This window comes from Mycobacterium sp. NTMscope_MAC_12 (assembly GCF_976985675.1).
This window is the reverse complement of sequence record NZ_CDRJYY010000001.1, coordinates 742,220-766,377: the sequence shown is the minus strand read 5'-3', so window position 1 is coordinate 766,377 and position 24,158 is coordinate 742,220. Positions and strand designations below refer to the sequence as shown.

Below are 24,158 nucleotides of genomic sequence, written 5' to 3'. Positions count from 1 at the left end.
ATCGTCCGGCGATTGGAGCCTATCCGGAACAGATGTTTGTTTTCAAGTGGCCGCGACGAGCGGGTCCGGCGAGTTGGTTCGCCAACGGTGTTCTGGGACTTGACATCAGCGACGGCCTGCGGCGAACCTCCGCCGAGCGCAGCGCCGACCGAAACAACGGTCCGATGACACCGGCCAGCTGATCGGGGCGGGCGATCGTCGCGTGCGCGGTACTGCCGAACACCCTGCGCAGCGATTGCACATCGGTTCCCGCGCCGATGGTCAGGCACACACAGCCGGTCCCCCGCCGGCGGGCCTCGGTCAGCGCGCGACGCGCGTCCGCGGCACCGTAGGCCCGCTCGTATCCGTGGTCATAGGCGAGGCCGTCGGAGAGCACGACCAACAGCCGCCGGGACGTTCCGCCGCGCGCCTCCAAGACCGCCGAACCGTGGCGGATCGCCGCGCCCAGCCGCGAGTACGCGCCGGGTTCCAGGCTGTTGAGCCGCCGGATGACCTGGGCGTTCAAATGGTCGTCGAACCGCTTCACGGGCACCATGCTCACCGCGCGCCGACCCTGCGAGTAGTACGCGTAAAGCGCGACGCGGTCACCCAGGTCGTGCAGGGCCACCGTGAGGTTGGCGACCGCGGCGCGCTGTTGTTGGTGCACCGTCCGCCCGACCGTTCCCGGCTCGGCCGCCGACCCCGACACGTCGAGCAGGAGCAGCACCGACAGGTCGCGTCGGCGCCGCAGGCTGTCGAGGTACACCGCCTCGTCGGGCACCGACCCGGCCCGCACTTCGACCCGGGCTTCGACGGCCGCGTCGATGTCGATGTCGTCGCCCTGCGACTGCCGGTGCCGGCGATGCAGACCCATGCCGAGCCGCGAAAGCGGACGGCGCACACCGAGGGCGTCGTCGATGGCCTGCGTCGCGGTGGCGTTGATCTCCGGTTCGATCTCGCGCACGGTGCACCATGCCGGTCGGTAATTCCTGTGTGCCACATCCCATTCCGGATACCGCACACCGTCCGCGGCGGGGTCCTCATCGTGCCCCTCGTCGCCGGGGGCCGGCGCCAGCGACGCCACGGCGTAGGCGCCGCGCCGGGTGGAACTGATGCGATGAGTGGGGCCGTCCGCGCCGGGCGGCCCGCCGCCGCTCCCGGTCCTGCGCGCCGAGGACAGCATCTTTTTCAGCCATTTGCCGATGAAGCCGCCCCCGCCCACGGGACTGGTGAACAAGTCCGGGTCGTCGGAATCGTCGACCTCACCATCGTCGAGCTCCTCGAGTTCCCGCTTCTGGTTGCTCGAATTTCGCGGAACATGTTGGGGTTCGGCCTGATTCTGCTGCGCGGACACCCGGGAGGCCGCCGCCGCCACCTTCGCCGCACGGATCACGCCGAATTCCGGTCGCGGGTCCTCGATGGCCCCCCGCGCGGCGGCGATGCGCAACGACGCTGCGGGTGAGTCACTGCGACCCGCGACGGCGCGATCACCGACCGGCGACAGGATGCCCGGCAGCAGATGGACGTTGCTCACCAGTGCGCGATGACCCTCGACCGCCAGATAGCGTCTGGCCAGCCGCGGGTGGCGCACCAAGGCGCGCACCACGTCGGGATCCAGACTGCCGGCCGCGATCATCGAGGCCTGTACCGCGACCGACGCGAGCCGCGCGCGGTCTGGCGCGGCGGGGTCAATGTAGATCGTCTGGCCGTCCGTCCACGCGGATTCACCAGGCCGCAGCTCGGCGACGGCCACCGCCCGGCCCGCCAGTGCCGAGGCCAGCATCCCGAGCCCCTGCACCCGGTCACCGCGCGCGTCGTCTGCCACGCCAGCCCTCCGAACCGTCGTTGACCAAATATCTGTTCCACCGTAAAGTCCGCCATGAGTGCAGTCAATCGGCTTTTCCGTCACAAGAGGCGGCGTCACCGCGCGTGTACACGAGTTAGTCAGGAGCACATCATGATTGACTTCACCGCCAGGCGGCGGTGGTCACCGGTGCCGGCCACGGCATCCCGCGTGGCAGCCGACATCATTGACCAAGCATGGGCCCAACCGTAAAGTCCGGGAAAGTGGACTTCTCATACCCGGCGGAAGTGGAACAGTTCCGCATCGAGCTGCGTGAGTGGCTTTCAGAAAACCTGACCGACGAGCTGGTGGCCGCCCGCCGGCCCACTAGGCGCGACGACGCCGCGTTCGAGAAGCTGCGGGTGTGGAACGCGACGATGGCCGACGCGGGATGGGCCGCGGTGTCGTGGCCGCCTGAGTACGGCGGCCGCGGCGCGACGGTGCTCGAGCAACTGGTCTACACCGAGGAAACCACCCGCGCCCGAGCCCCGGTGCCGCTCAACGTCATTGGGTTGAACAACATCGCGCCGGCGATCATGCAATACGGCACCGAATCCCAGAAGCGCACGCTGCTCCCGCGCATGATGCGCGCCGACGACATCTGGTGCCAGGGCATGTCGGAACCGGAGGCGGGCTCCGACCTCGCGGCGCTGCGCACCCGCGCCGTGCGTGACGGAGCCGACTTCATCGTCAACGGCCAAAAGATCTGGACGTCGCTGGGACATCGGGCCGACTGGTGTCAGCTCTACGTGCGCACCGATCCCGACGCTCCCAAGCACAAGGGGATCTCCTGCCTGATCGTCGACATGACCCTGCCCGGCATCGAGGCACGCCCGCTAGTCACCCTCAACGGCGACGCCGACTTCGCCGAGGTGTTCTTTCACGACGTGCGGGTGCCCGCGGACGCCTTGCTCGGGCCACTCAATGCGGGCTGGCAGGTGGCCACCACCACGCTCAGCCACGAGCGCGCCGGGGCCGCCCGGTTGTACGCCGAGATGCAGGTGCGGCTCGAAGAGCTGGTGGACGATCTCGCCACCGCCGACACCGGCGCGCTGGACGATCCGGTCACGCTGCGGCGCCTCGGCGAAATCGCGGTCCGCATCAAGTATCTCGAAGTCCTGTGTCAACGCTCGATCTCGGCCACGATGCACGGCGGTGACGCATTGGGGTCGGCAAGCCTCGCCAAGACCGTGTGGGGCGAGATCGGGCAGGACCTGGCCGCCCTGGCGTTCGACGTGCTGGGTAACCGCGACGCCGGCGCGTCGTGGGCGGACTACCGTCTGACGTCGCGCGCGCTGACCATCGCGGGCGGCACCAGCCAGATCAACAAGAACATCACCGCCCAACGGGTACTGGGGTTGCCGCGCAAATGAACCTCGAACTCACCGACGAACAGGTGGCGCTGCGCGACACCACCCGGCGCTTCGTCGCCGAAAAGGCATCGATCTCCGATCACGTTCGCCCGCTGCTCGACGACCCGACCGGGACCGACGCATCGGTCTGGCGCGGTCTCGCCGGTCTCGGCGTCACGGGTCTGCTGGTGCCGGAGGACTGCGGCGGCGCCGGCATGACGATGGTCGAGGCCGGCATCGTCGCCGAAGAGCTGGGCGCCGCGCTGCATCCGGGGCCGTGGTTGTCGACCGCGGTGGCCGCCCCACGGGCGCTGAACCTGTTGGGCGCCAACGACACCGCCGCGAAACTGCTGCGCGGTATCGCGGACGGCACCACGATCGCCGCCGTCAGCTTCCTGGACCTCGGCAACGCGTCCGTCACCGCCGGCCGGCGCGATGACGGCATGGTGCTCTATGGCGAGGTCACCGGCGTACCGGGCGCCGCTGCCGCTGACGTCCTGCTCGCATTCGCCGTCGATGCCGGCGACGCCGGGCTTTTCGCGGTGCCGAAAGGCTCGCCGGGGGTTTCGGTCGCAGCCGAACCCGGCATCGATCCGACCCGCAAGCACTTTCGCGTCGCGTTCGACGCGGCGCCCGCCCGGCGCCTGGGCCCCGCGTCCGCGCAACAGATCGCCGCGGTGATCGACGACGTGCTGATCGCGGCCGCCGCCGATGCGCTCGGCGCCGCACGCGCCGTCATGGACCTCGCCATCGAATACGCAAAGACCCGAACGCAATTCGGTCAGCCGATCGGCTCGTTCCAGGCGGTCCAGCATCTGTGCGTCGACATGTATGAAACCGTCGAGCTGGCCCGCAGCGGGGTGATCCACGCCCTGTGGGCCAGCGACGCGTTGCCCGGCACCGACGGGCAATCCGGCGAGCGACACCTTGCCGCGCTGCGGGCCAAGGCGTTCGCCGGGCGGCTGGCCGCCGTGGCCGACACCGCCATCCAGGTGTTCGGCGGGATCGGCTACACCTGGGAGCACGACGCTCACCTCTATCTCAAGCGCTTGCTGGGCTGGAGCGCATTTCTCGACGCGCCCGATCGCTACCTCACCGAAATCGGTGCGCACCTTGCGAAGAGAGGTCGTCACTGATGGAGATCGAGTATCTGCTCACCGCGACCCCGTCGGCGCGCAAGTCGCTCGACCTGGACGCGCCCGTCAACCTCGACGACATCCGCGAGTGCCTGCGGATCGGCCTGCAGGCCGCGAACGGGTCGAACGCCCAGTCGTGGCGCTGGCTGGTGATCACGGATCCGGTGGTGCGCGCCAAGATCGCCGAGCTGTATCGCGAAGCCTATCTACGGCGGGTCGGTGGGCAGCTGATTGCCGATCTCATGCCGGCGGGAACACCCGAGAGCCGGGTCATGTCGTCCACGGAGTGGCTGGTCGAGAATATGGCAACAATACCGATGCTGGTAATCCCTTGCTATCAGCCCTACTTGCCGCGCATCGACGGCGACGAATCGTTCCACCTGGCAACGCTGTACGGTTCGATCTTCCCGCCGGTGTGGAATTTTCAGCTGGCCCTGCACACCCGCGGATACGGGACCTGCATCACGACCCTGCACCTGCACCACGAGGAAGAAGTCCGAAAGTTGCTCGGAATTCCGCAAACCTACGTTCAGGGTTGCCTGCTGCCGGTGGGCCGCCTCCGCGCCGGCCGCACCTTCCAGCCGGCCCCACGACGGCCGGTCGAGGAAGTGGTTGCGTGCGATCGCTGGGATGGCCCGGCCCTCTAGAATGGGGCTTTCACCGCTTTGTGCAGCGCATTCACGGTGCCCGGTCTGATAGCCTCTAACAAAGATTTGGTTCGGTACGAGAGGACGAATGCGCATGTTCGCCAACCCGCAGTCGTCCCGGCTCGTGCACCGCTGATCATGGCGAAAGCCGAGTCGCTGCGACCCAGCGGCACAACCGATTCCCCGACGCGCCGCTCCGAGATCCTCGCCACGGCGGCGTCACTGATCGCGTCCTCGGGGTTGCGGACCTCGCTACAGGAAATCGCCGATGCCGCAGGCATTCTCCCCGGCAGCCTGTATCACCATTTCGAGTCCAAAGAGGCGATCCTCGTCGAGCTGATCCGGCGCTATCAAGACGATCTGGACCGGATCGGGCGGTCCGCCCAGGCGAAATTGGACGAACCAGACTCCCGTCCGGTCGCCGAACAGATCATCGAGCTCGGATCGGCGATCGCCAATTGCGCCGTCGAACACCGCGCCGCCTTGCAGATGTCCTTCTACGAGGGGCCGAGCACGGATCCGGAGCTGATCAAGCTGACGCAGCAGCGGCCCGTGGCGATTCAGGAGGCGATGCTGCAAACGCTGCGCGCCGGCCGGTGGAGCGGCTACATCAAACCCGACATCGACCTTCCGGCACTGGCCGACCGCATCTGCCAGACCATGCTGCAGGTCGGTCTTGACGTCATGCGCCACAAGTCTCCCGGAGACCAGGTGGCCCGGCTGCTCTGCCGAATCATCCTGCAGGGGTTGGCAACTCGTCCGCCGTCCGACGCAGCGCTGGACCGCTCGAAGGCCTTCGCCGCCGCCGACGACGTCATCGCCACCTGGTCCGACGACAGCGACGCCGACCCCAGCGACAAGGCGGCACACGTGCGCGCGGTGGCGCGGACGGAATTCGGCCGCCGAGGTTATGAGGTCACCACGATCAGGGACATCGCCTCGGCGGCCGGGCTCGGCACCGGCACCGTGTACCGGGTGATCGGATCCAAGGACGAGTTGCTCGCATCGATCATGGAATCCTTCGGCAAGAAGGTCGAGGCGGGCTGGGTCAGCGTCCTGCGCTCGGATGCCACCCCGGTCGAAAAGCTGGACGCGCTGAGCTGGGTCAACGTCAACGCGCTGGACCGCTTCTCCGACGAGTTCAGGATCCAGCTCGCCTGGATGCGCCAATCGCCCCCGGACACGCCCAACCCGGGCTGGCTGTACGCCACGCGGCTGCGGCAAATGAAAACGCTTCTTTCCGAGGGGATCCGGTCCGGGGAAATAGGCGTGGACGCACCGTCCACCGCGATGTTGTCCCGCTGTGTCGTCGGCCTGCAGTGGATACCGGAGAACATCCTGCGGGAAGTCGGCAAACGCGCGGGACTGGTGCACGCGCGTGACACCGTGCTGCGCGGCGTCGCGGTCCGCGGCAAGTAAATCTCAATCAACCCGCCCCGGTATTGAACCAAATAACTGTTACCCATACAGTTGAGCGGTTAGAACCGCGTTGGCATTATCGGAGAAGGGGATTTCCATGACCATTGTCGATCGGTTGCGCTACGACGGCAAGCGCGCTCTTGTTGTCGGTGGCGCGACTGGCATGGGCGCCGCCGCGGCCAAGTCAGCCGCCGAACTCGGCGCCGAAGTGATCGTGATGGACTACGCGCCCGTGGACTACAAGGTCGCCCAGTCCATCCAGGTGGACCTGCGCGACCCCGCGTCCATCGATTCCGCTCTCGAGCAGCTCGACGGCCCCATCCACGCGGTGTTCTCCGCTGCCGGCGTCGCCGACGGAACGATCGACCTGATGAAGATCAACTTCATCGGCCACCGCCACCTGATCGACCGTCTGCTGGAAAAGGACCAACTGCCCAACGGTTCGGCCATCTGCTTCATCTCCTCGGTGGCCGGCATGGGCTGGGAGAACGACCTGGACCTGATGCTGGAATTCCTGGCCACGCCGGACTTCGCGGCGGCCGAGGCATGGTGCCAGGCGCACGAGGCCGAAGGGATCAACCACTACGGCACCAGCAAGAAGGTGATCAACACCTACGTGGCGACCCAGGGCTACCCGCTGGCGAAGAAGGGCATCCGCATCAACGCGATCTGCCCCGGCCCCACCGACACCCCGCTGGCCCAGGCCAACGCCGACCTGTGGCTGTCCTTCGCCCAGGACTACCGCGACGAGACCGGCTCCAAGGTGCACACGCCCGAGCAGATGGGCGACGTGATGGCCTTCCTCAACAGCGAGGCAGCCTGCGGCGTCAGTGGGATCACCCTGCTGGTGGACTCGGGCCACACCATGGCCTCGATGACCGGCGCCTACGCGCCGGGCAAGCCGATCATCGACATCATCATGGGCAAGGTGAAGCTCTAACTTCTCGCCCGCGAGACTGTAACCGCCTACCGCTCTACCCGACGTTCGCGTTGGTAGTTGCAGTCTCGCGGAAAGTAGCGTGGGGGCATGGCTCGCATCGCCCTCATCGGCGGCCACGGCAAGGTCGCCCTGCAACTGGCCCGCCTCCTGACCGAACGCGGCGACGAGGTGAGCTCGGTCTTCCGCAACCCGGACCACGCCGACGACGTCGCCGCCACCGGCGCCAAACCGGTGACCGCAGACATCGAGCAGCTCGACACCGACGCGCTGGCCGGCTTGCTGGCCGGGCATGACGCGGTCGTGTTCTCCGCCGGGGCCGGTGGCGGCGACCCGGCACGGACCTATGCCGTCGACCGCGACGCGGCCATCCGGGTCATCGATGCCGCCGCCCAGGCGGGCGTCACGCGATTCGTGATGGTGTCCTACTTCGGTGCCGGCCCGGATCATGGTGTGCCGCAAGACGACCCGTTCTTCGCCTACGCGGAGGCCAAGGCGGCCGCGGATGCCCATCTGCGCTCCAGCGATTTGGACTGGACGGTGCTGGGCCCGGGCCGGCTGACGCTCGAGCCGGCGACCGGGCGCATCGCGGTCGATCAGGCCAAAGGGTCGGTGTCCCGCGCCGACGTCGCGCAGGTCGCCGCCGCCGCACTGGCGGATGACTCCACGATCGGCCGCACCATCGAGTTCAACAACGGTGACGTCCCGATCGCCCAGGCACTGGCTCGCTGACCCCTCGACCAGCGGAGTAGGCTGCGCTACGCAGCTGGTCTGCCATCGCCGCACAACGCGGCGTCGGCATCGAGCGAGACATGTTAGACATGCTTCGCAAGAGGGAACCCGGTGAGAGTCCGGGACTGTCCCGCAGCGGTATGCAGGAACGACCGCCGTCACGAGCACTGGTCTTGAAAAGACTGGGAAGCGACGGCCATTAGGAGCACCACCACAGTGCGCGCCTGCGAGTCCGAAGACCTGCCAGCTGTGCCGGACGCGCCGCGTCCGGCGGGCTCATCGCCTCGTGGAATGGGCGTTTGACCGCAACCGTTGAGGGTGGTGCACACCCGAGATGGTTCGGCCTCGCGTCCGCCGGCGGTGACCAGACCGTTGATAAAAGGACGAAAAACGTGACCACTCAACCATTCACCGCCACGGTTACCGGCTCGCCGCGCATCGGCCCGAAACGCGAACTCAAGCGCGCCACCGAGGGCTACTGGGCCGGCCGCACCAGCAGATCGGAACTGGAATCCGTCGCCGCGACACTGCGCCGCGACACCTGGGCGGGCCTCGCGGCGGCCGGCCTGGACTCGGTGCCGGTGAACACCTTCTCCTACTACGACCAGATGCTGGACACCGCGGTGATGCTCGACGCGCTGCCGGCCCGCGCCACGCAGGTCTCCGACGACCTCGACCGCTACTTCGCCGCCGCGCGCGGCAACTCCGACGTCGCGCCGCTGGAAATGACCAAGTGGTTCGACACCAATTACCACTACATCGTCCCCGAGATCGCACCCACCACGAAGTTCGCGCTGAATCCGGACAAGGTGCTCTCGGAGCTGAAAGAGGCGCTGGCACAGGGCATTCCCGCGCGGCCCGTCGTCATCGGACCGGTAACCTTCCTGCTGCTCAGCAAGGGGGTCGACGGCGCCGGCGCACCCATCGAACGACTCGAGGAACTGGTGCCCATCTATTCCGAGCTGTTGTCGCTGCTCGCCGACAACGGTGCGCAGTGGGTGCAGCTCGACGAGCCGGCGCTGGTGACCGACACCTCCCCCGACGCGCCCGCGTTGGCCGAGGCCGTCTACAACAAGCTGGGCGCGGTGAGCAACCGGCCGTCGATCTACGTGGCCACCTATTTCGGCGACCCCGGCGCGGCGTTGGCAGGTCTGGCACGCACGCCCGTCGAGGCGATCGGCGTCGACCTGGTCTACGGTCCCGACACGGCGATCGCCGCCGTCCCCGAACTGGCGGACAAAATTCTGGTGGCCGGCGTCGTCGACGGACGCAACATCTGGCGCACCGACTTGCAGGCCGCGCTGGGCAAGCTGGCGAGCCTGCTGGGTTCGGCTGCCGCAGTTGCCGTTTCGACGTCCTGCTCGACGCTGCACGTGCCGTATTCGCTGGAGCCGGAGACCGGGCTGGACGAGGCGCTGCGCAGCTGGCTGGCCTTCGGGCAGGAGAAGGTCGCCGAGGTGGTGGCGCTCGCCCGCGCGCTGCGTGAGGGGCGCGAGGTGGTCGCCGACGAGATCGCGGCGTCCAACGCCGCGGTCGCGTCCCGCAAGAGCGACCCGCGCCTGCACAACGACCGCATCCGTGCCCGCATCGACTCGATCGTGGCCTCCGGCGTACACCGGGGCGACGCGGCCGGGCGCCGGGCCAGCCAGGACGAGCGGCTGCACCTGCCGCCGCTGCCGACGACCACGATCGGGTCGTTTCCGCAGACCGTTCAGATCCGCAAGGCCCGCGCCGCGCTGGTCGCCGGCGAGATCGACGCGGCCGAGTACGAAAAGCGGATGAAGCGCGAGATCGCCGACGTCATCAAGCTGCAGGAGAACCTCGGGATCGACGTGCTGGTGCACGGCGAGCCCGAGCGCAACGACATGGTGCAGTACTTCGCCGAGCAACTGGAGGGCTTCTTCGCCACCAAGAACGGCTGGGTGCAGTCCTACGGCAGCCGCTGCGTGCGCCCGCCGACCCTCTACGGCGACGTGATCCGCCAGCACCCGATGACGGTGGATTGGGCCAAGTACGCGCAGTCGCTGACCGACAAGCCGGTCAAGGGCATGCTGACCGGTCCGGTCACGATCCTGGCGTGGTCGTTCGTGCGCGACGACCAGCCGCTCGCGGACACCGCCAACCAGGTGGCGCTCGCGATTCGCGACGAGACCGTGGACCTGCAGGCCGCCGGTATCGCGGTCATCCAGGTCGACGAGCCCGCGCTGCGGGAGCTGCTGCCGCTGCGGCGCGCCGACCAGGACGACTACTTGCGTTGGGCCGTAGGGGCTTTCCGGCTGGCCACGTCCGGCGTCGCGGACTCCACGCAGATCCACACCCACCTGTGCTACTCGGAATTCGGCGATGTGATCGGTGCGATCGCCGATCTGGATGCCGACGTGACGTCGATCGAGGCGGCACGCTCACACATGGAGGTGCTCGACGACCTGAACGCGATCGGCTTCTCCAACAGTGTGGGACCGGGCGTCTATGACATCCACTCGCCTCGGGTGCCGAGCACCGAGGAGATGGCCGAGTCGCTGCGCGCGGCGCTGCGGGCCGTTCCGGCCGAACGGCTCTGGGTCAACCCGGACTGTGGGTTGAAGACCCGCAACTCCGATGAGGTGAGCGCGTCGCTGAAGAACATGGTCGCCGCCGCGCACGAAGTCCGCGCGGGGGCTTAGGTTTTCGCGAGCGTAACCCCACTGCGATTTTCGAGCGATTATTTCGCAGTGAGGTTACGCTCGCGGACCTACGCCGGCTTCGACACCACCTCGACCGGAACGTCGTCGGCCCAGGGCTGCCGCGTGACCATGTCGGCGACCCGGACGATGCCGCGCTCGAACTCACCGGTCGCCGCGTCGACCAACCGATACGTCTGCGTCTGCTTGTGAATCGGCTGCGCGTCAAGCAGAACGACGCGGACCTCGCCCGGCTCGAAGTGACAGCGCTCCTGCAGCGCGGTGATCAGTTGCTCGTTGTGCATGTGGCCGTCGCCGAAGTTCCAGCCGATCGCGGTGCTGCAGATCCGCTCGCCGTCGGTGAGGACGTAGTCGTCCTCGTTCTGGCCCGCCATGGCGCGGTGCGCCAGCGTGAACAGCGCCCGGCCGTGAGTGTTGAACCCGCGGAACGCATATCCCATGTACAGCGGGATCTGCGCGGCCTCCGGGCTGCCGTAGAACCGCTCCAGCTGGGCCTGCGGCATGCTGGCGATCGCCACGATGCCCCTGCCGATCTTCTCGTTGGCGGACGGCTTGATGCACCACAGGGTGGTGTCCCAATTGCCGGCGTAGTAACGCATCCCGGGCAGAAACGAGATCTTGCGCGGAAACATGTTGCCCAGCAAAACGATTCCCGCGATCACGACAAACAGGATCGCGACCACCACCGGGTGCCTCAGGTCGGCGAGCCCGATGTGGGTGTGCGCGACGAACAACGACAACACCCCGAAGATCATGAAGACGTTCCACTCCAGCGGCACGCCCATGGGGATCGAGACGAGGATGCCGAGGTGGAAGCACACCATGACGACGGCGGCGACCGTGACGGGCCACCCGCCGTGACAAAAGAACAGCGGTAGCGGCACCAGCATCTCGATGGCGGTGCTCAGGTGCGCCAGCCACCGCGACAGCCGCCCCGGCCGCAGGTCATCCGGGAACTTCTCGAAGAAGCGCCGTTTCAGCCAGCGGGGCCGCACCAGCGGGTTGTTGGACATCATCGTGGAGATGACGAACGGAAAGTGTTTGTTGAGTTTGGATGTCGCCGCGCCCATCCAGATCACCAGGAACACCACTTTGGACCCGACGATCATGTCGGGGGCGGCGAACAGGAACGTCACCGCCATGGTCGCGTAGACCTCACCACGCGCGGCCAGGAAGATCACCTTGTCGCGCAGACCGAGCACCGCGAGCAGCAGCAGGATCAGCACGATCTTCCATGTGGGCAGCAGCCCGATGGTCGTGCCAAGTTCGGGGATGGGCCCGGTGCCGTCGGCGAACAGCGCCGCGAGGGTCACCAGTAGGAACAGCGCATACAGGGCGACGTCGATCGGTTTGCGCTTGGTGCCCTTGGTCAGTGGCACGCGGTCCGGCCAGGGTGGCAGCCGGATGGTGCCGAAACGCATCCAATACAGGACCGAGCCCATCGGCGGGAAGAACCGGTTGTTCAGCGGCCCGAAGCCACAGCCCAAACCGATCACCTCGAACAGCATCGTGTAGAGCACGACCTTCTCGAACACGATCGGCTCCGACCACCACGACGCGACCTGCGTGAACCCGCCGAGACCTCGGGTGGCCGAGGCGAACAGCCACGCGCCCAGGATGTAGAGCAGGATTTTGACGACGTAGAACAGGTGCAGTGCGACCGGCGTGCCGAAGCCGACCTCGGCCCAGTGCTTGGCCATCGGGCGGATCTTGTCGCTGCGGCTGCCCTTGTTCCATTCGGCCATGTCGAGCTGTGGTAGCTCGGGCTTCAGAAATCCCATGGTTCCACAGACTAGAACGTGTTCTAGGCGGGTGGCACGCGTTGGGGCGGAAACTGGGCCGGCAAGTTTCTCACTGGGCTAGCGGGTATTTCACCGCGTGCGCTGTCCGGCTTGGGCCGCCGTGGACGATGAGGGCGCGAACCTGATTCTCGGCGGTACTGCCTGCGACGAACAACATTTCGTCGCCGGCCTCGAGCACGTCGTCGGGCTGCGGCAGGATCACCCTGCCGCCGCGCAGCACGGTGATCAACGCGGCGTTCTCCGGCAGTGGCAGGTCACAAATCCGCTGGCCGACGAGCGGGTTGTCCACCGGCAGTGTCAGTTTCGACAGGTTGACCTGACCATGCGCGAGGCCCATCAGCCGCACGAGGTGGCCGACGTCGATGGCCCCCTCGACCCCGGCGACCATGGCGCGGGGTGTGGAGACCGCCACGTCGACGCCCCAGGCCTCGGTGAACAGCCACTCGTTTCTCAAGTCGTTGACGCGGGCAACCACTCTGGCAACCCCGAACTCGGCCTTGGCCAGCAGCGCCGCCGCGAGGTTCACCTTGTCGTCGCCGGTGGCCGCGATGACCACATCACACAGCTGCAGCCCGGACTCTTGCAGCGACGCCAGCTCACACGCGTCGGCAAGTAACCACTCCGCCTCGGGCACCGTGTGCGGCACGTAATGGTCGACGTTGCGCTCGATCAGCAACACCCGGTGTCCGGCCTCGAGTAGCTCACGTGCGACCGAGCGACCGACCGCGCCCGCGCCGGCGATCCCGATGCGCACTATCCACTCTCCTGACGGCTGGTCGGCGTGTAACCCAGCTAGTCATTAGTGTTACTAGTGATTCACTTGCACACAACCCGACTTCGCTGGCTTGTGCCGCGACCGAACGGCGATAAACAACATGACCTTGCAGCAGCTGTACGTGACGCTGCTGGTCGGGGGCCTCGTGCTGCTGGCCAGCATCGTCGCCACCCGGGCGGCCGCCAAAGTGGGGCTGCCCAGCCTGCTGCTGTTCCTCGCGGTCGGCGTCGCGCTCGGCGACGACGGGCTGGGGCTGGAATTCAACGACGTCCAACTCGCCAGCGATCTCGGCACGACGGCGCTGGCCGTGATCCTGGTCGAGGGCGGGCTGACGACGCGGTTCGCCGACATCCGCAAACTGCTGGCGCCCGCGGGTGTGCTGGCGACCGTCGGAGTGGGCATCAGCATGGTGGTCACGGCCGCGGGCGCGCACCTGCTGCTCGGCATCAACTGGCAGCTCTCCCTGTTGCTCGGGGCCATCGTGTCGCCGACCGATGCCGCCGCGGTGTTCTCCGTCCTGCGCGTCCTGCCGTTGCCCAGGCGCGTCGCCGGCCTCCTCGAGGCCGAGTCCGGATTCAACGACGCGCCCGCCGCCATTCTCGTGCTCATGTTCAGCACGACACCGCTGACACTCGCCCCGGGAACCGCCGCCACCGGCGTGGTGTACGAGCTGGTCGTCGGCGTCGCGGTCGGCTTGTTCAGCGGGGTGCTCGGCGCGTTCGCGATGCGCCGTGCGGCGCTACCGGCCTCCGGGCTCTATCCGCTGGCGACCTTTGCGCTGGGCATGGTGGCGTTCGCCGCGGCCGCCAGCGCTCACGCCAGCGGCTTCATCGCCGCGTATCTGTCCGCGGTGATATTGGCGAACTCCGGGCTGCCCCATCGCTCGGCCACCCGGTCTTTCGCCGAAGGGCTCGGCTGGCTCGCCCAGATCGGCCTGTTCGTCCTGCTCGGGCTGTTGGTGAGCCCGAGTCAATTGGGCCCCGAACTGATACCGGCGATCGTCATCGGCGCGGTGTTGCTGTTGCTCGGCCGGCCGCTCTCGGTCTTGATCTCGCTGGCCCCGTTTCGGGTGCCGTTGCGCGAGCAGGTGTTCCTCTCCTGGGCCGGCCTGCGCGGCGCGGTCCCCATCGTGCTGGCAACGTTCCCCATCGTCGAAGGCGTCGCGGACAGCTACCGGCTGCTCAACATCGTGTTCATCTTGGTCGTGGTCTTCACCCTGATCCAGGGCCCCGGGTTGAGCCTGCTGGCCCACAAGATCGGGCTGATCTCCGGTGAAGCCACTCGCGAGATCCAGGTGGAGGCGGCGCCGCTGGACGTGTTGGAGGCCGAACTGTTGACGATGACCGTGTCGCCACCGTCGCGGCTGCACAACGTCTCGGTGCTCGAGTTGCGGCTACCGGACCCCGCCGTCATCACCCTGATCATCCGCAAGGGCCGCACGTTCGTTCCCCAGCCCCACACCCGCATCCAGGCCGGCGACGAGCTGCTGATCGTCACGACACCCAAGACGCGGGCGCCCACCGAGCGCAGGCTCCGCGCGGTGAGTCGCCGCGGCAAACTGGCGTACTGGTTCGACGAGTACGGCGAACCGGACTGATCTGCCGCCGCTGCCCGCGGCCTCGGGGAAATCGCGTCAACCCCGCACCGCCGGCACCCGCTCGGTGTAGTTTGCCGCTGGGGTGGACGAGGTTGAGGAGCCAGCCGTGTCTGAGGTCGATTATTGCGTGGTCGGAGCGGGATTCGCGGGCCTGACAGCCGCCTTGCGGCTCCACCAGGCGGGCCGATCGGTGGCCTTGCTGGAGGCGCGCGACCGGGTCGGTGGGCGCACCTTCACTGAGACCCGCCCGGACGGGACGTGGATCGACCGCGGCGGCGCGTGGATCGGCCCGGGCCAGGACCGGATCTACGCGCTGATGAACGAGTTCGGCGTGCCGGAGTACAAGCAGCACAACGACGGCGACGCGATGATGATCGTCGGCGGCAAGAAGCACCGCTACGGCGGCACCATCCCCTGGACGATGAGCCCGTGGGCGGTCACCAACCTGGGCCTCGCCCTGATGTCGTTCGCGAGGATGTGCAAAGCGCTCCCGCGCGAAGCCCCTTGGGAGGCAACGCAAGCCGCCTCGTGGGACCGGATCAGCCTCGGCGCGTGGATCGAGAAGAACACGCTGTCCAAGGCGGCCCGGGAAATGCTGAACATGGCCCTGTCCGGCCTGTACACCTCGGCGGGGTCAGAGACGTCGTTGCTGTGGGCGTTGCTGCAGACGGGATCCGCCGGCGGCCCGACCTTCGCCATCACGGGCAAGGGCGGCTCCCAGGACGCCCGCCCGGTCGGCGGCATGGGCGCCATCTACCGACAGATCGCCGCCGAACTCGGCGATGCGGTGCACCTGTCGCGGCCGGTCCGGCAGATCGCGCAGGACGCCGACGGCGTCACCGTCAGCGCCGAGGGCATGACGGTGCGGGCGCGGCGGGTGATCGTCGCGATCCCGCTGGCGATCGCCACGTCGATCGCCTACGAACCGGCCCTGCCGGTGGACCGGGCCTTCCTGCACCAGCGCATGCCGAGCGGCGCCGTCATCAAGATCTCGGTCGTCTACGACGAGCCCTTCTGGCGTGCCGACGGGCTGTCCGGCCAGACGGCCGCGCCGGGATCGCCGGCCACCCTGACCATCGACGCCTGCACCGACGCGGGGAGCCCGGGGGTCATGTGCGTCATCAGCGAGGGACCCGCCGCGCGACGGCTGGGCAGGCTCGGCGAGGCGGAACGCAAAGCGGTCGTCATCGGCGAACTCGTCGATCGCTTCGGTAGCAAGGCGAACGACTATCGCGAATTCCACGAGCAGAACTGGACAATGGAGCGGTATTCCGGCGGCGGCATGATCAGCCACGCCCCCACCGGCGTGCTGACCGAATTCGGTTACACCATGCGCGAACCCTGCGGTCGCATCCATTGGGCCGGCACCGAGAGCTCGGCCGTCATGTGCGGGTGGGTCGACGGTGCCATTCGCTCCGGCGAGCGCGCCGCCACCGAGGTGACCGCGGCGGACACGGCGGCGGTGGCGGCCTCGAACGTCGACTAGTGGGGCGCAGCGCCCGCGCGTCGGCCCAACAACTCGACGTTGGGCGAAAGAGGAGCGAGCTAGCCGACTTGCTTGGCCGGCGGCCGGTAGAAGATGACCAGCTGGCCGATGGCCCCGGCCAGTCCGAGCACCACCGAGATCGCCAGACCGTGCCAGCCGTCCATCCAGTTCTTCCCGAAGACCAGGTGGTCCAGGCTGTACTTCCCGGCGCCCAGCGTGGCCACGACCACCGCGCTGACCGCCAACACCAGGTTGTACTCCCAGCCCTCCTTGACGATGAAAAAGCCGTTGGCGCGGTGCACCGTCCAGGCCGCGACCAGCATCAGCGAGACGAAGCCCGCCGCCGGGATCGGGGTGAGCAACCCCACCGCCAAACCCAGGCCCGCGGCCATTTCCGTGGTCGCCGCCACGGTGGCGTGGAACTTTCCGGGTTTCATGCCGATGCTCTCGAACCACCGCGCGGTGCCCGGGATGCGGCCGCCGCCGAAAAACTTGTTGTAGCCATGCGCGGCCAACGTCACGCCCAACACCAGCCGCAGGATCAGTACTCCGACGTCATGGAACGTGTCATATGAAGTCATAACTGTAAACCTAGATCATGGGGCGGGTGGCAAGACAAGAGCCGCCGAGCAGCTACGGCGCTTTATCCGCTGGTACGTGTGGGAACATAGCGGGCGTTCCGACGTCGGCATCGGTAGCTAAGCCACAAAGGGGGTGCACCACGGCTCGTACCGCACGAGGCGGCGCCCACCAAACCGCGTCAAGCAGGGCCGCGCCTCCCGAGCATTCCGTGGTGTTGCTGGACGGCACATCGAGCCACCCGCGCGAGTTGCTGGGCAACAAGGGCCACGGCATCCAGCTGATGCGCCGCCACCAGCTGCCGGTGCCGCCCGCCTTCTGCATCACCACCGAGGTGGGACTGCGGTATCTCGCCGACCCCGCGGCGACGATGGACGCGATCTGGGACGGCGTGCTCGACCGGATGGGCTGGCTCGAGACGCAGACCTCGCGCACGTTCGGACGGGGACCGCACCCCCTGCTGGTCAGCGTGCGCTCGGGAGCCACCCAGTCCATGCCGGGCATGATGGACACCATCCTGGACCTGGGCATCAACGACGACGTCGAGCAGGCGCTGGCGGCCGCCGGCAACCCGGCGTTCGCCCGCGACACCCGCCGGCGGTTCTGCGCGATGTACCGGCGCATCGTGGGCGGCGGTGACCAACGCGAGGTGCCGGCCGACCCGTACGCGCAGTTGCGCGCCGGCATCGAGGCGGTGTTCGCCTCGTGGAACTCGCCCCGCGCGGTCGCCTACCGCGCCCATTACGGTTTCGGTGATCAGCACGGCACCGCCGTGGTCGTGCAGGCGATGGTGTTCGGCAACCTCGGCCCCAATTCCGGTGCCGGGGCATTCATTTCACGCAACCCGATCACCGGCGACAACGAGCCGTTCGGCGAGTGGCTGCCCGGAGGCCAGGGCGACGACGTGGTGTCGGGATCGGTTGACGTGGAACCGATCACCGCACTGCGTGATGAGCAGCCGGCCGTCTACGACGAGCTGATCGCCGCCGCCGCCACCCTGGAGCGGCTGGACTCCGACGTCCAAGAGATCGAGTTCACCGTCGAAAAGGGCAAACTGTGGTTGCTGCAGACGCGGGCGGCCGAACGGTCGGCGCAGGCGGCGGTGCGCACCGCACTACAGCTGCGCCACGAGGGACTCATCGACGATGCGGAAACACTGCGGCGGGTGACCCCGGCTCACGTCCAGAGGTTGCTGCTTCCCGCGCTTCAGCCCGAAATACGCTTGGCGGCACCGCTTTTGGCCAAGGGCCTACCGGCCTGTCCCGGTGTGGCATCGGGCACGGCGTACACCGACGTGGACGAGGCGCTGCGCGCCGCCGACCGTGGCGAACGGGTGATCCTGGTCCGCGATCACACCCGGCCCGAAGACGTGTCAGGGATGCTGGCCGCGCAGGGCGTTGTCACCGAGGTCGGCGGCGCCGCCAGCCATGCGGCGGTGGTCAGCCGCGAACTGGGCCGGGTGGCGGTGGTGGGCTGCGGTCAGGGCGTGGCGGCCTCGCTGGCGGGCAGACAGATCACCGTCGATGGTGCCGAAGGCGAAGTGCGCGAAGGACTTTTGAGCCTGTCCGCCTGGTCGGAAGACGATTCGCCGGAACTGCGCGAGCTGGCCGACATCGCGCGGCGCGTCAGCCCGCTGCGCGCTCATATCACCGGCGGCCATCCGCACCTGGGCGACAGCTCCGAGGCCGCCGTGCGCGCCGCCATGGACAGCGGACACACCGACGTGGTCTCGGCCACCCCGCTGATCGTCATGCTGACCGCGCTGCGCCTGGCCGCGGGGGCGGCGTCATGACCGAACTGGATGTGCTGCAAGGGGTCCGACTCAAAGGTCGGCTGAGCAGAACCGATCTGGCCGCGACGTTGGGGGTGGATCCCGGTGACCTCAGCCCCCTCCTCGAGGAACTGACCGCGGCGGGTCTGCTGGCCGAGGGTGCGACCGTGCAGATCACCCCCGCCGGCCGCGACAGGTTGGCGGCGCTGCTGGCCGAGGAACGCGACGGCATCGATGCGGGCGCGATGGCCGCCGTGTACGGCGAGTTTCGCGCCGTCAACGCCGACTTCAAACGCCTCGTGACGGATTGGCAGCTCAGAGGCGGCCCGGACGGCGTTCCCAACGCCCACGACGATGCCGAGTATGACGCCGCGGTGCTGGCCCGCCTCGACGACGTGCACGCCCGCGCCGTGCCGATCGTCGAGGCCGCCGCGGCCCAACTGCCGCGGTTGAACGCCTACGCGACGAAACTGGCTGCCGCGCTGGACAAAATCAAGGCCGGGCAGACCGCGTGGCTGACCAGACCGCTGGTCGATTCCTACCACACCGTGTGGTTCGAGTTGCACGAGGAACTCATCGTCGCCGTCGGCCTGACCCGCGAGGAAGCGGCCCGATCCGGCGATGCGCAATAGCTATAGGGCCGCCTCGAGCAGCGCCACGTAGGCGTCGATATCGGGAACGGCCGACGCCGACGCGTGGACGCTGATCGCGATGGTGTCGCCGATGCCGTGTACGCCGTGCGTCAGGCCCATCATCGGCGACAGCGCCGGGTACCCCGCCGTCAGCACCACCGGGGCGCCGCCGAAGCTCAGGTCGGCCGCACCGCGGTAGACGCTGGACAGCACGGTGTTGCCGGCCACCTGCGTGGGACGCTGGTCGAGGTCGAATTGGTTGATGCCCCAACGTAAAAGCGGTGCGGGCACCGCGGCGAAGGCCCGGTCGGCCGCGCGGGTGGCCGGATGCTCGAAACGGCGCCGGCCGTTGGCCAGGTCGGCCGCGATCCGCCGCAGCCGCGCATCCAGGTCCAGCTGCGGGTACAGCCCGACAACCACGTTCCCGAAGTGGTTATTGGCATGCGGCACACCGGGTTTGGCCATCGGGACTTCCGCCCCTAACGACTCGGATCCGGGTCCGAGCAGACGATGCAGCGCGGTGGACACGGCGGCGAGCGCCCCGACGGTGACCGTGGGCCCGCGCAGCTGGGCGCGGGGACGCACCAGCGTGCGCACCGAGCGGGCGCCGTCCGGGCGGGCGTTCGTCGCCAGCAGCGGCCGCGGCCCGGCCCCGGCCGTCAACAGGCCCGCGCGGATATCGCGGACCTGGCGGCGGTGGCCGCGGGCCGCCTGCACGGCCCGCCACGGCAGGAACCCCGCCGATAGCCGTCGCGCCTCGGGCACCGGAACGTCCCGGCCGAGGAGCCAGGCCGCCATCGCCGCACCGCGGCCCCCGTCGGCCAGCGCATGCGCGATCTGCACGACCGCTACCGCACCCGGACCGTCGACGCCCGGGATGCCGACGACCGGCGTGAGCACGTGCAGCCGCCAGGGCATCCGGCGAACGTCCAGCTGGCCGTCGGCAAGCGTGGCCACCGCCGTCAGGCAGCCATCCCAGGTGCGATCGGCGAGTTCCTGGCACACGATCTGCTCCGGCACGGCCCGAGTGGAAACCCACTGCGGATACCTCAGCACGGACCGGTCGTGGACCCGCACAGACAGCCCGGGGCATGCGTCGGCCCGGCCGCGAACCTGTTCGACGGCTCGGCCCAGGTCGGTGGGCGCGCCGTCGAAGGCGTAGAGCAGGAACTCGTCGCTGGGGATTTTCGCCGACATCCAGTAGAACTGCGCGTCGACGGCGGCCATCCGGCGCGCAGTCATGGCGTCAGCCGGGTGAGCCGACGAACGCAAGCACCCGCTCGGCCACCTTCTCGGGCTGTTCGAGCTGCAGGAAATGCCCGGCGTGATCGATGATGGCCACGTCGCTTCCGGGCGGCAGCACTTTCTCCGTCCAATGCGCGAAAGCCGAAGTCATGCAACCGTCGTCGCGGCCGTGCAGATACAGGCTCGGCAGGATGGGCGCCTCGGTCCAGCGCTCGTTCAATTCGGCGTACCGCTGCGGGGGCTTGGTGTTGCGCAGCGTCGCCCGGTACGTTCCCAGCGCCGCGCGCCAACTTTCCGGTGTGCCGATCGCGGCGTCGACGTGTCGCAAATCCTCGTCGGCACCGCGATACCCCGGCGACCATCGCCGCCACAGCAGCGGCAAGATCCAGCGCGCGGAACGCTCTGGCAGCAAAGGCAATTGGAAGTAGAACATGTACCAGCTGCGCAGCAGCTGACGCGGTAGCTGACGGGCCAGCCGGCCCCGCTCGCTCACCTGGCCACGGAATGCGGCCGAGACCGGCACCGACATGATCACGGCTTTGGCGAACGGGCTGTTGGGCATCGCGGCCAGACCGGTGGCCGCCAGCGCACCCCAGTCATGGCCGATCACCACGTCGCGGTCGGTTCCCCCCGCGGCCTCCCGCACCCGCAGGGCGTCGTCCATGATCGCCCCGACGTGATAGCTGCCGTCGTCGGGAATGGACGAGGGCGCGTATCCGCGCATGAACGGCGCGATGACCCGCCAGCCCGCCGCCGCAAGTAGCGGGGCCATCTTGCGCCAGCCGTAGGCCGTGTCGGGAAAGCCGTGCAGGCATACGGCAATCGGGCCGTCGGCGGGTCCCCAGGTCAGCGCCTTGAGATCCCCGGGAGGTCCCGGCACGTCGATCCACCGCGGCTCGGTCATCTCGCGTTGTCCGCCATATCCACTCCTGTTCGGCGCGTCCGCACGGACAAACCTAACCCGTGCGGCTCCGCGACGCACCGACCGGAGCGGGATGTTCTTCAGATGGTGCCTATATCAACCGATTTCGGCAGACGAAGACTCATCGGACGGGATCGCCGGACGCCTCTGCGGCCCGTTCCAGCTCGGCGATGATGATCTTGCGCATGCCATACATCGCTTGGGTGGCCGCCGCCGCCCGGTCCCGATCGGGATCGCCGATCAGTTCGTAGAGCCGGTCGGGGACGATTTGCCAGCTAAGGCCGAAGCGGTCCTTGCGCCAGCCGCACTGGGATTCCTCGCCGCCGTCGGTCAACCGGTCCCAGTAGTAGTCGACCTCGTCCTGGTCCTTGCAGTGGATCGTGAACGACACCGCCTCGCTGAACTGGAAGTGCGGGCCGCCGTTGATCCCGATGAACCGGGCACCGTCGAGCACGAAGCTGCCCGACAGGACGGTGCCGGGCTCCCCCGGCCCGGCCTCGGTGGTCCGGTTGAGCCCCTCGATGTGGGAATTCGGGAACACCTCGGTGTAGAAGCTGGCCGCTTCCTCCAGGTTGTGGTCGAACCATAACGACGGGGTGATCGATGGCATCTGCGTGGCCTCCTGGGATCGCTGGTGGGGGTTTGTCAGACAGACCCCCACGAACACGGAAAGTCATCGCGTCGTCGACCCCCGCAAGAGTGCTTATGTGGCCTATGTAACGTCAGGACGCATGAGTACCGTCAGCAGCAGCCCCGAGACGGTTGAGTTTGCCGGCTACAAGGGCATCACCCTGGTCGCCGACGAATGGAATCGGGGCGCCGACGCCGCCGGCCGGCCGAGCATCCTGATGCTGCACGGGGGCGGGCAGAACCGGTTTTCGTGGAAGAACACCGGTCAGACCCTGGCCGACGAGGGGCTGCACGTGGTGGCCCTGGACTCGCGGGGACACGGTGACAGCGATCGCTCACCCGATGCCGACTACGAAATCGAGACGTTGACGGGCGACGTCCTGCGGGTCCTGGAGGCGATCGGGCGGCCCGTGACGATCATCGGGGCGAGCATGGGCGGGCTGACCGGCATCCTCGCCGCGCACCGGGCCGGCCCGGCGAAGGTGACCCGCTTGGTGCTCGTGGACGTGGTGCCCCGCTTCGAGAAGGGCGGCAGCGCCCGCATCCGCGATTTCATGTTCAGCGGCCTCGACGGGTTCGAGTCGCTGGAGCAGGCCGCCGACGCCGTCGCCGCTTACCTGCCCTACCGGAGCAAGCCCCGCAGCCCCGAGGGGCTGAAGAAGAACCTGCGCCTGCGCGACGGCCGCTGGTATTGGCATTGGGACCCGGCGTTCATGACCAAGCCCGGTGACGATCCCGAACTGCGCACCGAGAGCTTCGAGCAGGCCGCCAAGAACCTGAGGATTCCGGTCCTGCTGATCCGCGGCAAGCTGTCCGACGTGGTGAGCCCCGAGGGCGTTCGGCACTTCCTGGCCACCGTGCCGCGCGCGGAGTTCGTCGAGCTGTCCAACGCCGGGCACACCGCCGCGGGCGACGACAACGACGCGTTCAGCGACGCCGTCGTGAAATTCGTCAAACGCTAGTTCGCCGGCTTCTCCGCGTGCCCGCCGAATTGCTTACGCATCGCCGAGAGCGCCTTATTGGCGAAGTCATCGAGCGACCTCGAGGCGAAGCGCGACTGCAGCGCGGTGGTCAACACCGGCGAGGGGACTCCCTCGTCGATCGCCGCGATGGAGGTCCAGCGGCCCTCGCCGGAGTCCGAGACGCGGCCGGAGAATTCCTTCAGCTCCGGGGATTCGTGCAGCGCGATCGCGGTCAGGTCCAGTAGCCAGGAGCCGATGACGCTGCCGCGCCGCCACACCTCGGCGACCTCGGGGATGTCGAAGTCGTACTGGTAGAACTCCGGATTCGACAGTGGCGCCGTTTCCGCGTCGCCTTCCTGGATGTGCTTGCCGATGTCGGCGTTGCGCAGAATGTTCAGACCCTCGGCGAGCGAGGCCATCATGCCGTACTCGATGCCGTTGTGCACCATCTTCACGAAGTGCCCGGCGCCGGCCGGCCCGCAGTGCAGGTACCCCTGCTCCGACGTCGCGACCTCGCCGTCGCGCCCCGGTGTGCGCGGGGCCGCGTCGACGCCCGGTGCGACGGTGGCGAAGATCGGCTCGGCGCGCGCGAACGCCTCGTCGTCGCCGCCGACCATCAGGCAGTATCCACGTTCGCGGCCCCACACCCCGCCGCTGGTGCCGCAATCCAGGAAATGAATTCCCTTCTCCGACAGCGTTTTTGCGTGAGTGATGTCGTCGCGGTAGTAGGAGTTCCCGCCGTCGATGACGATGTCGCCGGACTCGAGGGTCTCGGCCAGCTCGTCGATCACCCCGGTGGTGATCGTCCCGGCCGGCACCATCACCCACACGACGCGCGGCGCCGGCAGCTTCTCGGCGAGCTCTTGCAGCGAGGACACCCCGGTGGTCTTGTCCTCCCCCGCCATCGCCTCGACCGCGTCGGGGTTGTGGTCGTAGACCACGCATTCATGTCCGCCGGTGACCACGCGCCGGACGATGTTGGCGCCCATCCGGCCGAGGCCGATCATCCCAAGCTGCATCGTGTCTCCAGT

General features: G+C 68.1%; 20 protein-coding genes and 1 riboswitch. Of the genes, 12 read left to right on the top strand and 8 right to left on the bottom strand.

What is annotated here, in order from left to right; translation table 11 throughout:
* Positions 1–19: 19 nt before the first annotated feature.
* Complete coding sequence (locus tag AC0KS4_RS03745; protein ID WP_238958157.1) at positions 20–1,804, bottom strand: nitric oxide reductase activation protein NorD; 1,785 nt, start codon at positions 1,802–1,804, stop codon at positions 20–22.
* A gap of 215 nt (positions 1,805–2,019) precedes the next feature.
* Here AC0KS4_RS03745 and AC0KS4_RS03740 point away from each other — a divergent pair, with 215 nt between their 5' ends.
* The 7 genes from AC0KS4_RS03740 to metE all read left to right on the top strand — a co-directional run bounded on the left by AC0KS4_RS03740 (position 2,020) and on the right by metE (position 10,708).
* Positions 2,020–3,195, top strand: a complete 1,176-nt coding sequence (locus AC0KS4_RS03740; RefSeq protein ID WP_238958158.1) for an acyl-CoA dehydrogenase family protein — start codon at positions 2,020–2,022, stop codon at positions 3,193–3,195.
* Complete coding sequence (locus AC0KS4_RS03735; RefSeq protein ID WP_238958159.1) at positions 3,192–4,310, top strand: acyl-CoA dehydrogenase family protein; 1,119 nt, start codon at positions 3,192–3,194, stop codon at positions 4,308–4,310. Before AC0KS4_RS03740 ends, AC0KS4_RS03735 begins: the two co-directional genes overlap by 4 nt.
* Positions 4,310–4,957, top strand: a complete 648-nt coding sequence (locus tag AC0KS4_RS03730; protein WP_238958160.1) for a nitroreductase family protein — start codon at positions 4,310–4,312, stop codon at positions 4,955–4,957. Before AC0KS4_RS03735 ends, AC0KS4_RS03730 begins: the two co-directional genes overlap by 1 nt.
* A gap of 138 nt (positions 4,958–5,095) precedes the next feature.
* A complete protein-coding gene (locus AC0KS4_RS03725) occupies positions 5,096–6,376 on the top strand; it encodes a TetR/AcrR family transcriptional regulator (protein ID WP_238958161.1) in 1,281 nt (426 codons plus the stop codon).
* 97 nt (positions 6,377–6,473) lie between these two features.
* Complete coding sequence (locus AC0KS4_RS03720) at positions 6,474–7,316, top strand: SDR family oxidoreductase (protein ID WP_225328122.1); 843 nt, start codon at positions 6,474–6,476, stop codon at positions 7,314–7,316.
* Between the two features lie 87 nt (positions 7,317–7,403).
* On the top strand, positions 7,404–8,045 hold the full coding sequence (locus AC0KS4_RS03715; RefSeq protein WP_225328121.1) for an SDR family oxidoreductase: 642 nt from the start codon (positions 7,404–7,406) through the stop codon (positions 8,043–8,045).
* Positions 8,046–8,095: 50 nt separating this feature from the next.
* Positions 8,096–8,307, top strand: a riboswitch (cobalamin riboswitch).
* Between the two features lie 130 nt (positions 8,308–8,437).
* A complete protein-coding gene (metE, locus tag AC0KS4_RS03710; RefSeq protein ID WP_238958162.1) occupies positions 8,438–10,708 on the top strand; it encodes a 5-methyltetrahydropteroyltriglutamate--homocysteine S-methyltransferase in 2,271 nt (756 codons plus the stop codon).
* A 68-nt stretch (positions 10,709–10,776) separates the two neighbouring features.
* Here metE and AC0KS4_RS03705 read toward each other — a convergent pair whose 3' ends face one another.
* Both AC0KS4_RS03705 and AC0KS4_RS03700 read right to left on the bottom strand, forming a co-directional pair.
* Complete coding sequence (locus tag AC0KS4_RS03705; protein ID WP_225328119.1) at positions 10,777–12,507, bottom strand: DUF3556 domain-containing protein; 1,731 nt, start codon at positions 12,505–12,507, stop codon at positions 10,777–10,779.
* 70 nt (positions 12,508–12,577) lie between these two features.
* Positions 12,578–13,282 carry a potassium channel family protein gene (locus AC0KS4_RS03700; protein WP_238958163.1) on the bottom strand — a complete coding sequence of 235 codons (705 nt, stop codon included), beginning with the start codon at positions 13,280–13,282 and terminating at the stop codon, positions 12,578–12,580.
* Positions 13,283–13,403: 121 nt separating this feature from the next.
* Between AC0KS4_RS03700 and AC0KS4_RS03695 the strand changes: the two genes are divergently transcribed.
* Together AC0KS4_RS03695 and AC0KS4_RS03690 are read left to right on the top strand one after the other, a co-directional pair.
* Entirely contained in the window at positions 13,404–14,900 is a 1,497-nt protein-coding gene (locus AC0KS4_RS03695; protein ID WP_238958164.1) for a potassium/proton antiporter, read from the top strand.
* A 106-nt stretch (positions 14,901–15,006) separates the two neighbouring features.
* On the top strand, positions 15,007–16,386 hold the full coding sequence (locus AC0KS4_RS03690) for a flavin monoamine oxidase family protein (RefSeq protein ID WP_238958165.1): 1,380 nt from the start codon (positions 15,007–15,009) through the stop codon (positions 16,384–16,386).
* 59 nt (positions 16,387–16,445) lie between these two features.
* Here AC0KS4_RS03690 and AC0KS4_RS03685 read toward each other — a convergent pair whose 3' ends face one another.
* Positions 16,446–16,967: a DoxX family protein gene (locus AC0KS4_RS03685; RefSeq protein ID WP_225328115.1), complete on the bottom strand. Its 522-nt coding sequence runs from the start codon at positions 16,965–16,967 to the stop codon at positions 16,446–16,448.
* Positions 16,968–17,176: 209 nt separating this feature from the next.
* On the opposite strand from AC0KS4_RS03685, the gene AC0KS4_RS03680 reads away from it, so the two are divergent.
* The gene (locus AC0KS4_RS03680) at positions 17,177–18,757 is read left to right on the top strand and encodes a pyruvate, phosphate dikinase (protein WP_225328114.1); all 1,581 of its coding nucleotides are present in this window, start codon (positions 17,177–17,179) and stop codon (positions 18,755–18,757) included.
* Complete coding sequence (locus AC0KS4_RS03675; protein WP_238958166.1) at positions 18,754–19,368, top strand: MarR family transcriptional regulator; 615 nt, start codon at positions 18,754–18,756, stop codon at positions 19,366–19,368. The genes AC0KS4_RS03680 and AC0KS4_RS03675 overlap by 4 nt, the downstream gene beginning before the upstream one ends.
* Here the strand turns inward: AC0KS4_RS03675 and AC0KS4_RS03670 are convergent, their stop codons facing one another.
* The 3 genes from AC0KS4_RS03670 to AC0KS4_RS03660 form a co-directional block, all read right to left on the bottom strand.
* Positions 19,369–20,610, bottom strand: coding sequence for a WS/DGAT domain-containing protein (locus AC0KS4_RS03670; RefSeq protein ID WP_238958167.1), 1,242 nt, complete (start codon positions 20,608–20,610; stop codon positions 19,369–19,371). It lies immediately after the preceding gene.
* A gap of 4 nt (positions 20,611–20,614) precedes the next feature.
* Positions 20,615–21,517 (bottom strand): alpha/beta fold hydrolase, encoded by a 903-nt coding sequence (locus AC0KS4_RS03665; RefSeq protein WP_238958168.1) that lies wholly within the window; start codon positions 21,515–21,517, stop codon positions 20,615–20,617.
* Positions 21,518–21,656: 139 nt separating this feature from the next.
* Positions 21,657–22,145: a VOC family protein gene (locus tag AC0KS4_RS03660; RefSeq protein WP_238958169.1), complete on the bottom strand. Its 489-nt coding sequence runs from the start codon at positions 22,143–22,145 to the stop codon at positions 21,657–21,659.
* Between the two features lie 121 nt (positions 22,146–22,266).
* Between AC0KS4_RS03660 and AC0KS4_RS03655 the strand changes: the two genes are divergently transcribed.
* Positions 22,267–23,127, top strand: a complete 861-nt coding sequence (locus AC0KS4_RS03655) for an alpha/beta fold hydrolase (RefSeq protein WP_225328109.1) — start codon at positions 22,267–22,269, stop codon at positions 23,125–23,127.
* Here AC0KS4_RS03655 and gnd read toward each other — a convergent pair.
* A complete protein-coding gene (gene gnd, locus AC0KS4_RS03650) occupies positions 23,124–24,146 on the bottom strand; it encodes a phosphogluconate dehydrogenase (NAD(+)-dependent, decarboxylating) (RefSeq protein WP_238958170.1) in 1,023 nt (340 codons plus the stop codon). The genes AC0KS4_RS03655 and gnd overlap by 4 nt on opposite strands.
* Positions 24,147–24,158: the final 12 nt, after the last annotated feature.

What these genes read in the sequence shown, in the direction of transcription:
- AC0KS4_RS03685 (WP_225328115.1), bottom strand. Translation starts at nt 16,967, where the DNA reads ATGACTTCATATGACACGTTCCATGACGTCGGAGTACTGATCCTGCGG.
- AC0KS4_RS03665 (WP_238958168.1), bottom strand. Translation starts at nt 21,517, where the DNA reads ATGACCGAGCCGCGGTGGATCGACGTGCCGGGACCTCCCGGGGATCTC.
- gnd (WP_238958170.1), bottom strand. Translation starts at nt 24,146, where the DNA reads ATGCAGCTTGGGATGATCGGCCTCGGCCGGATGGGCGCCAACATCGTC.
- AC0KS4_RS03730 (WP_238958160.1), top strand. Translation starts at nt 4,310, where the DNA reads ATGGAGATCGAGTATCTGCTCACCGCGACCCCGTCGGCGCGCAAGTCG.
- AC0KS4_RS03705 (WP_225328119.1), bottom strand. Translation starts at nt 12,507, where the DNA reads ATGGGATTTCTGAAGCCCGAGCTACCACAGCTCGACATGGCCGAATGG.
- AC0KS4_RS03670 (WP_238958167.1), bottom strand. Translation starts at nt 20,610, where the DNA reads ATGACTGCGCGCCGGATGGCCGCCGTCGACGCGCAGTTCTACTGGATG.
- AC0KS4_RS03695 (WP_238958164.1), top strand. Translation starts at nt 13,404, where the DNA reads ATGACCTTGCAGCAGCTGTACGTGACGCTGCTGGTCGGGGGCCTCGTG.
- AC0KS4_RS03660 (WP_238958169.1), bottom strand. Translation starts at nt 22,145, where the DNA reads ATGCCATCGATCACCCCGTCGTTATGGTTCGACCACAACCTGGAGGAA.
- AC0KS4_RS03715 (WP_225328121.1), top strand. Translation starts at nt 7,404, where the DNA reads ATGGCTCGCATCGCCCTCATCGGCGGCCACGGCAAGGTCGCCCTGCAA.
- AC0KS4_RS03655 (WP_225328109.1), top strand. Translation starts at nt 22,267, where the DNA reads ATGAGTACCGTCAGCAGCAGCCCCGAGACGGTTGAGTTTGCCGGCTAC.
- AC0KS4_RS03735 (WP_238958159.1), top strand. Translation starts at nt 3,192, where the DNA reads ATGAACCTCGAACTCACCGACGAACAGGTGGCGCTGCGCGACACCACC.
- AC0KS4_RS03725 (WP_238958161.1), top strand. Translation starts at nt 5,096, where the DNA reads ATGGCGAAAGCCGAGTCGCTGCGACCCAGCGGCACAACCGATTCCCCG.
- AC0KS4_RS03675 (WP_238958166.1), top strand. Translation starts at nt 18,754, where the DNA reads ATGACCGAACTGGATGTGCTGCAAGGGGTCCGACTCAAAGGTCGGCTG.
- AC0KS4_RS03720 (WP_225328122.1), top strand. Translation starts at nt 6,474, where the DNA reads ATGACCATTGTCGATCGGTTGCGCTACGACGGCAAGCGCGCTCTTGTT.
- AC0KS4_RS03740 (WP_238958158.1), top strand. Translation starts at nt 2,020, where the DNA reads ATGGGCCCAACCGTAAAGTCCGGGAAAGTGGACTTCTCATACCCGGCG.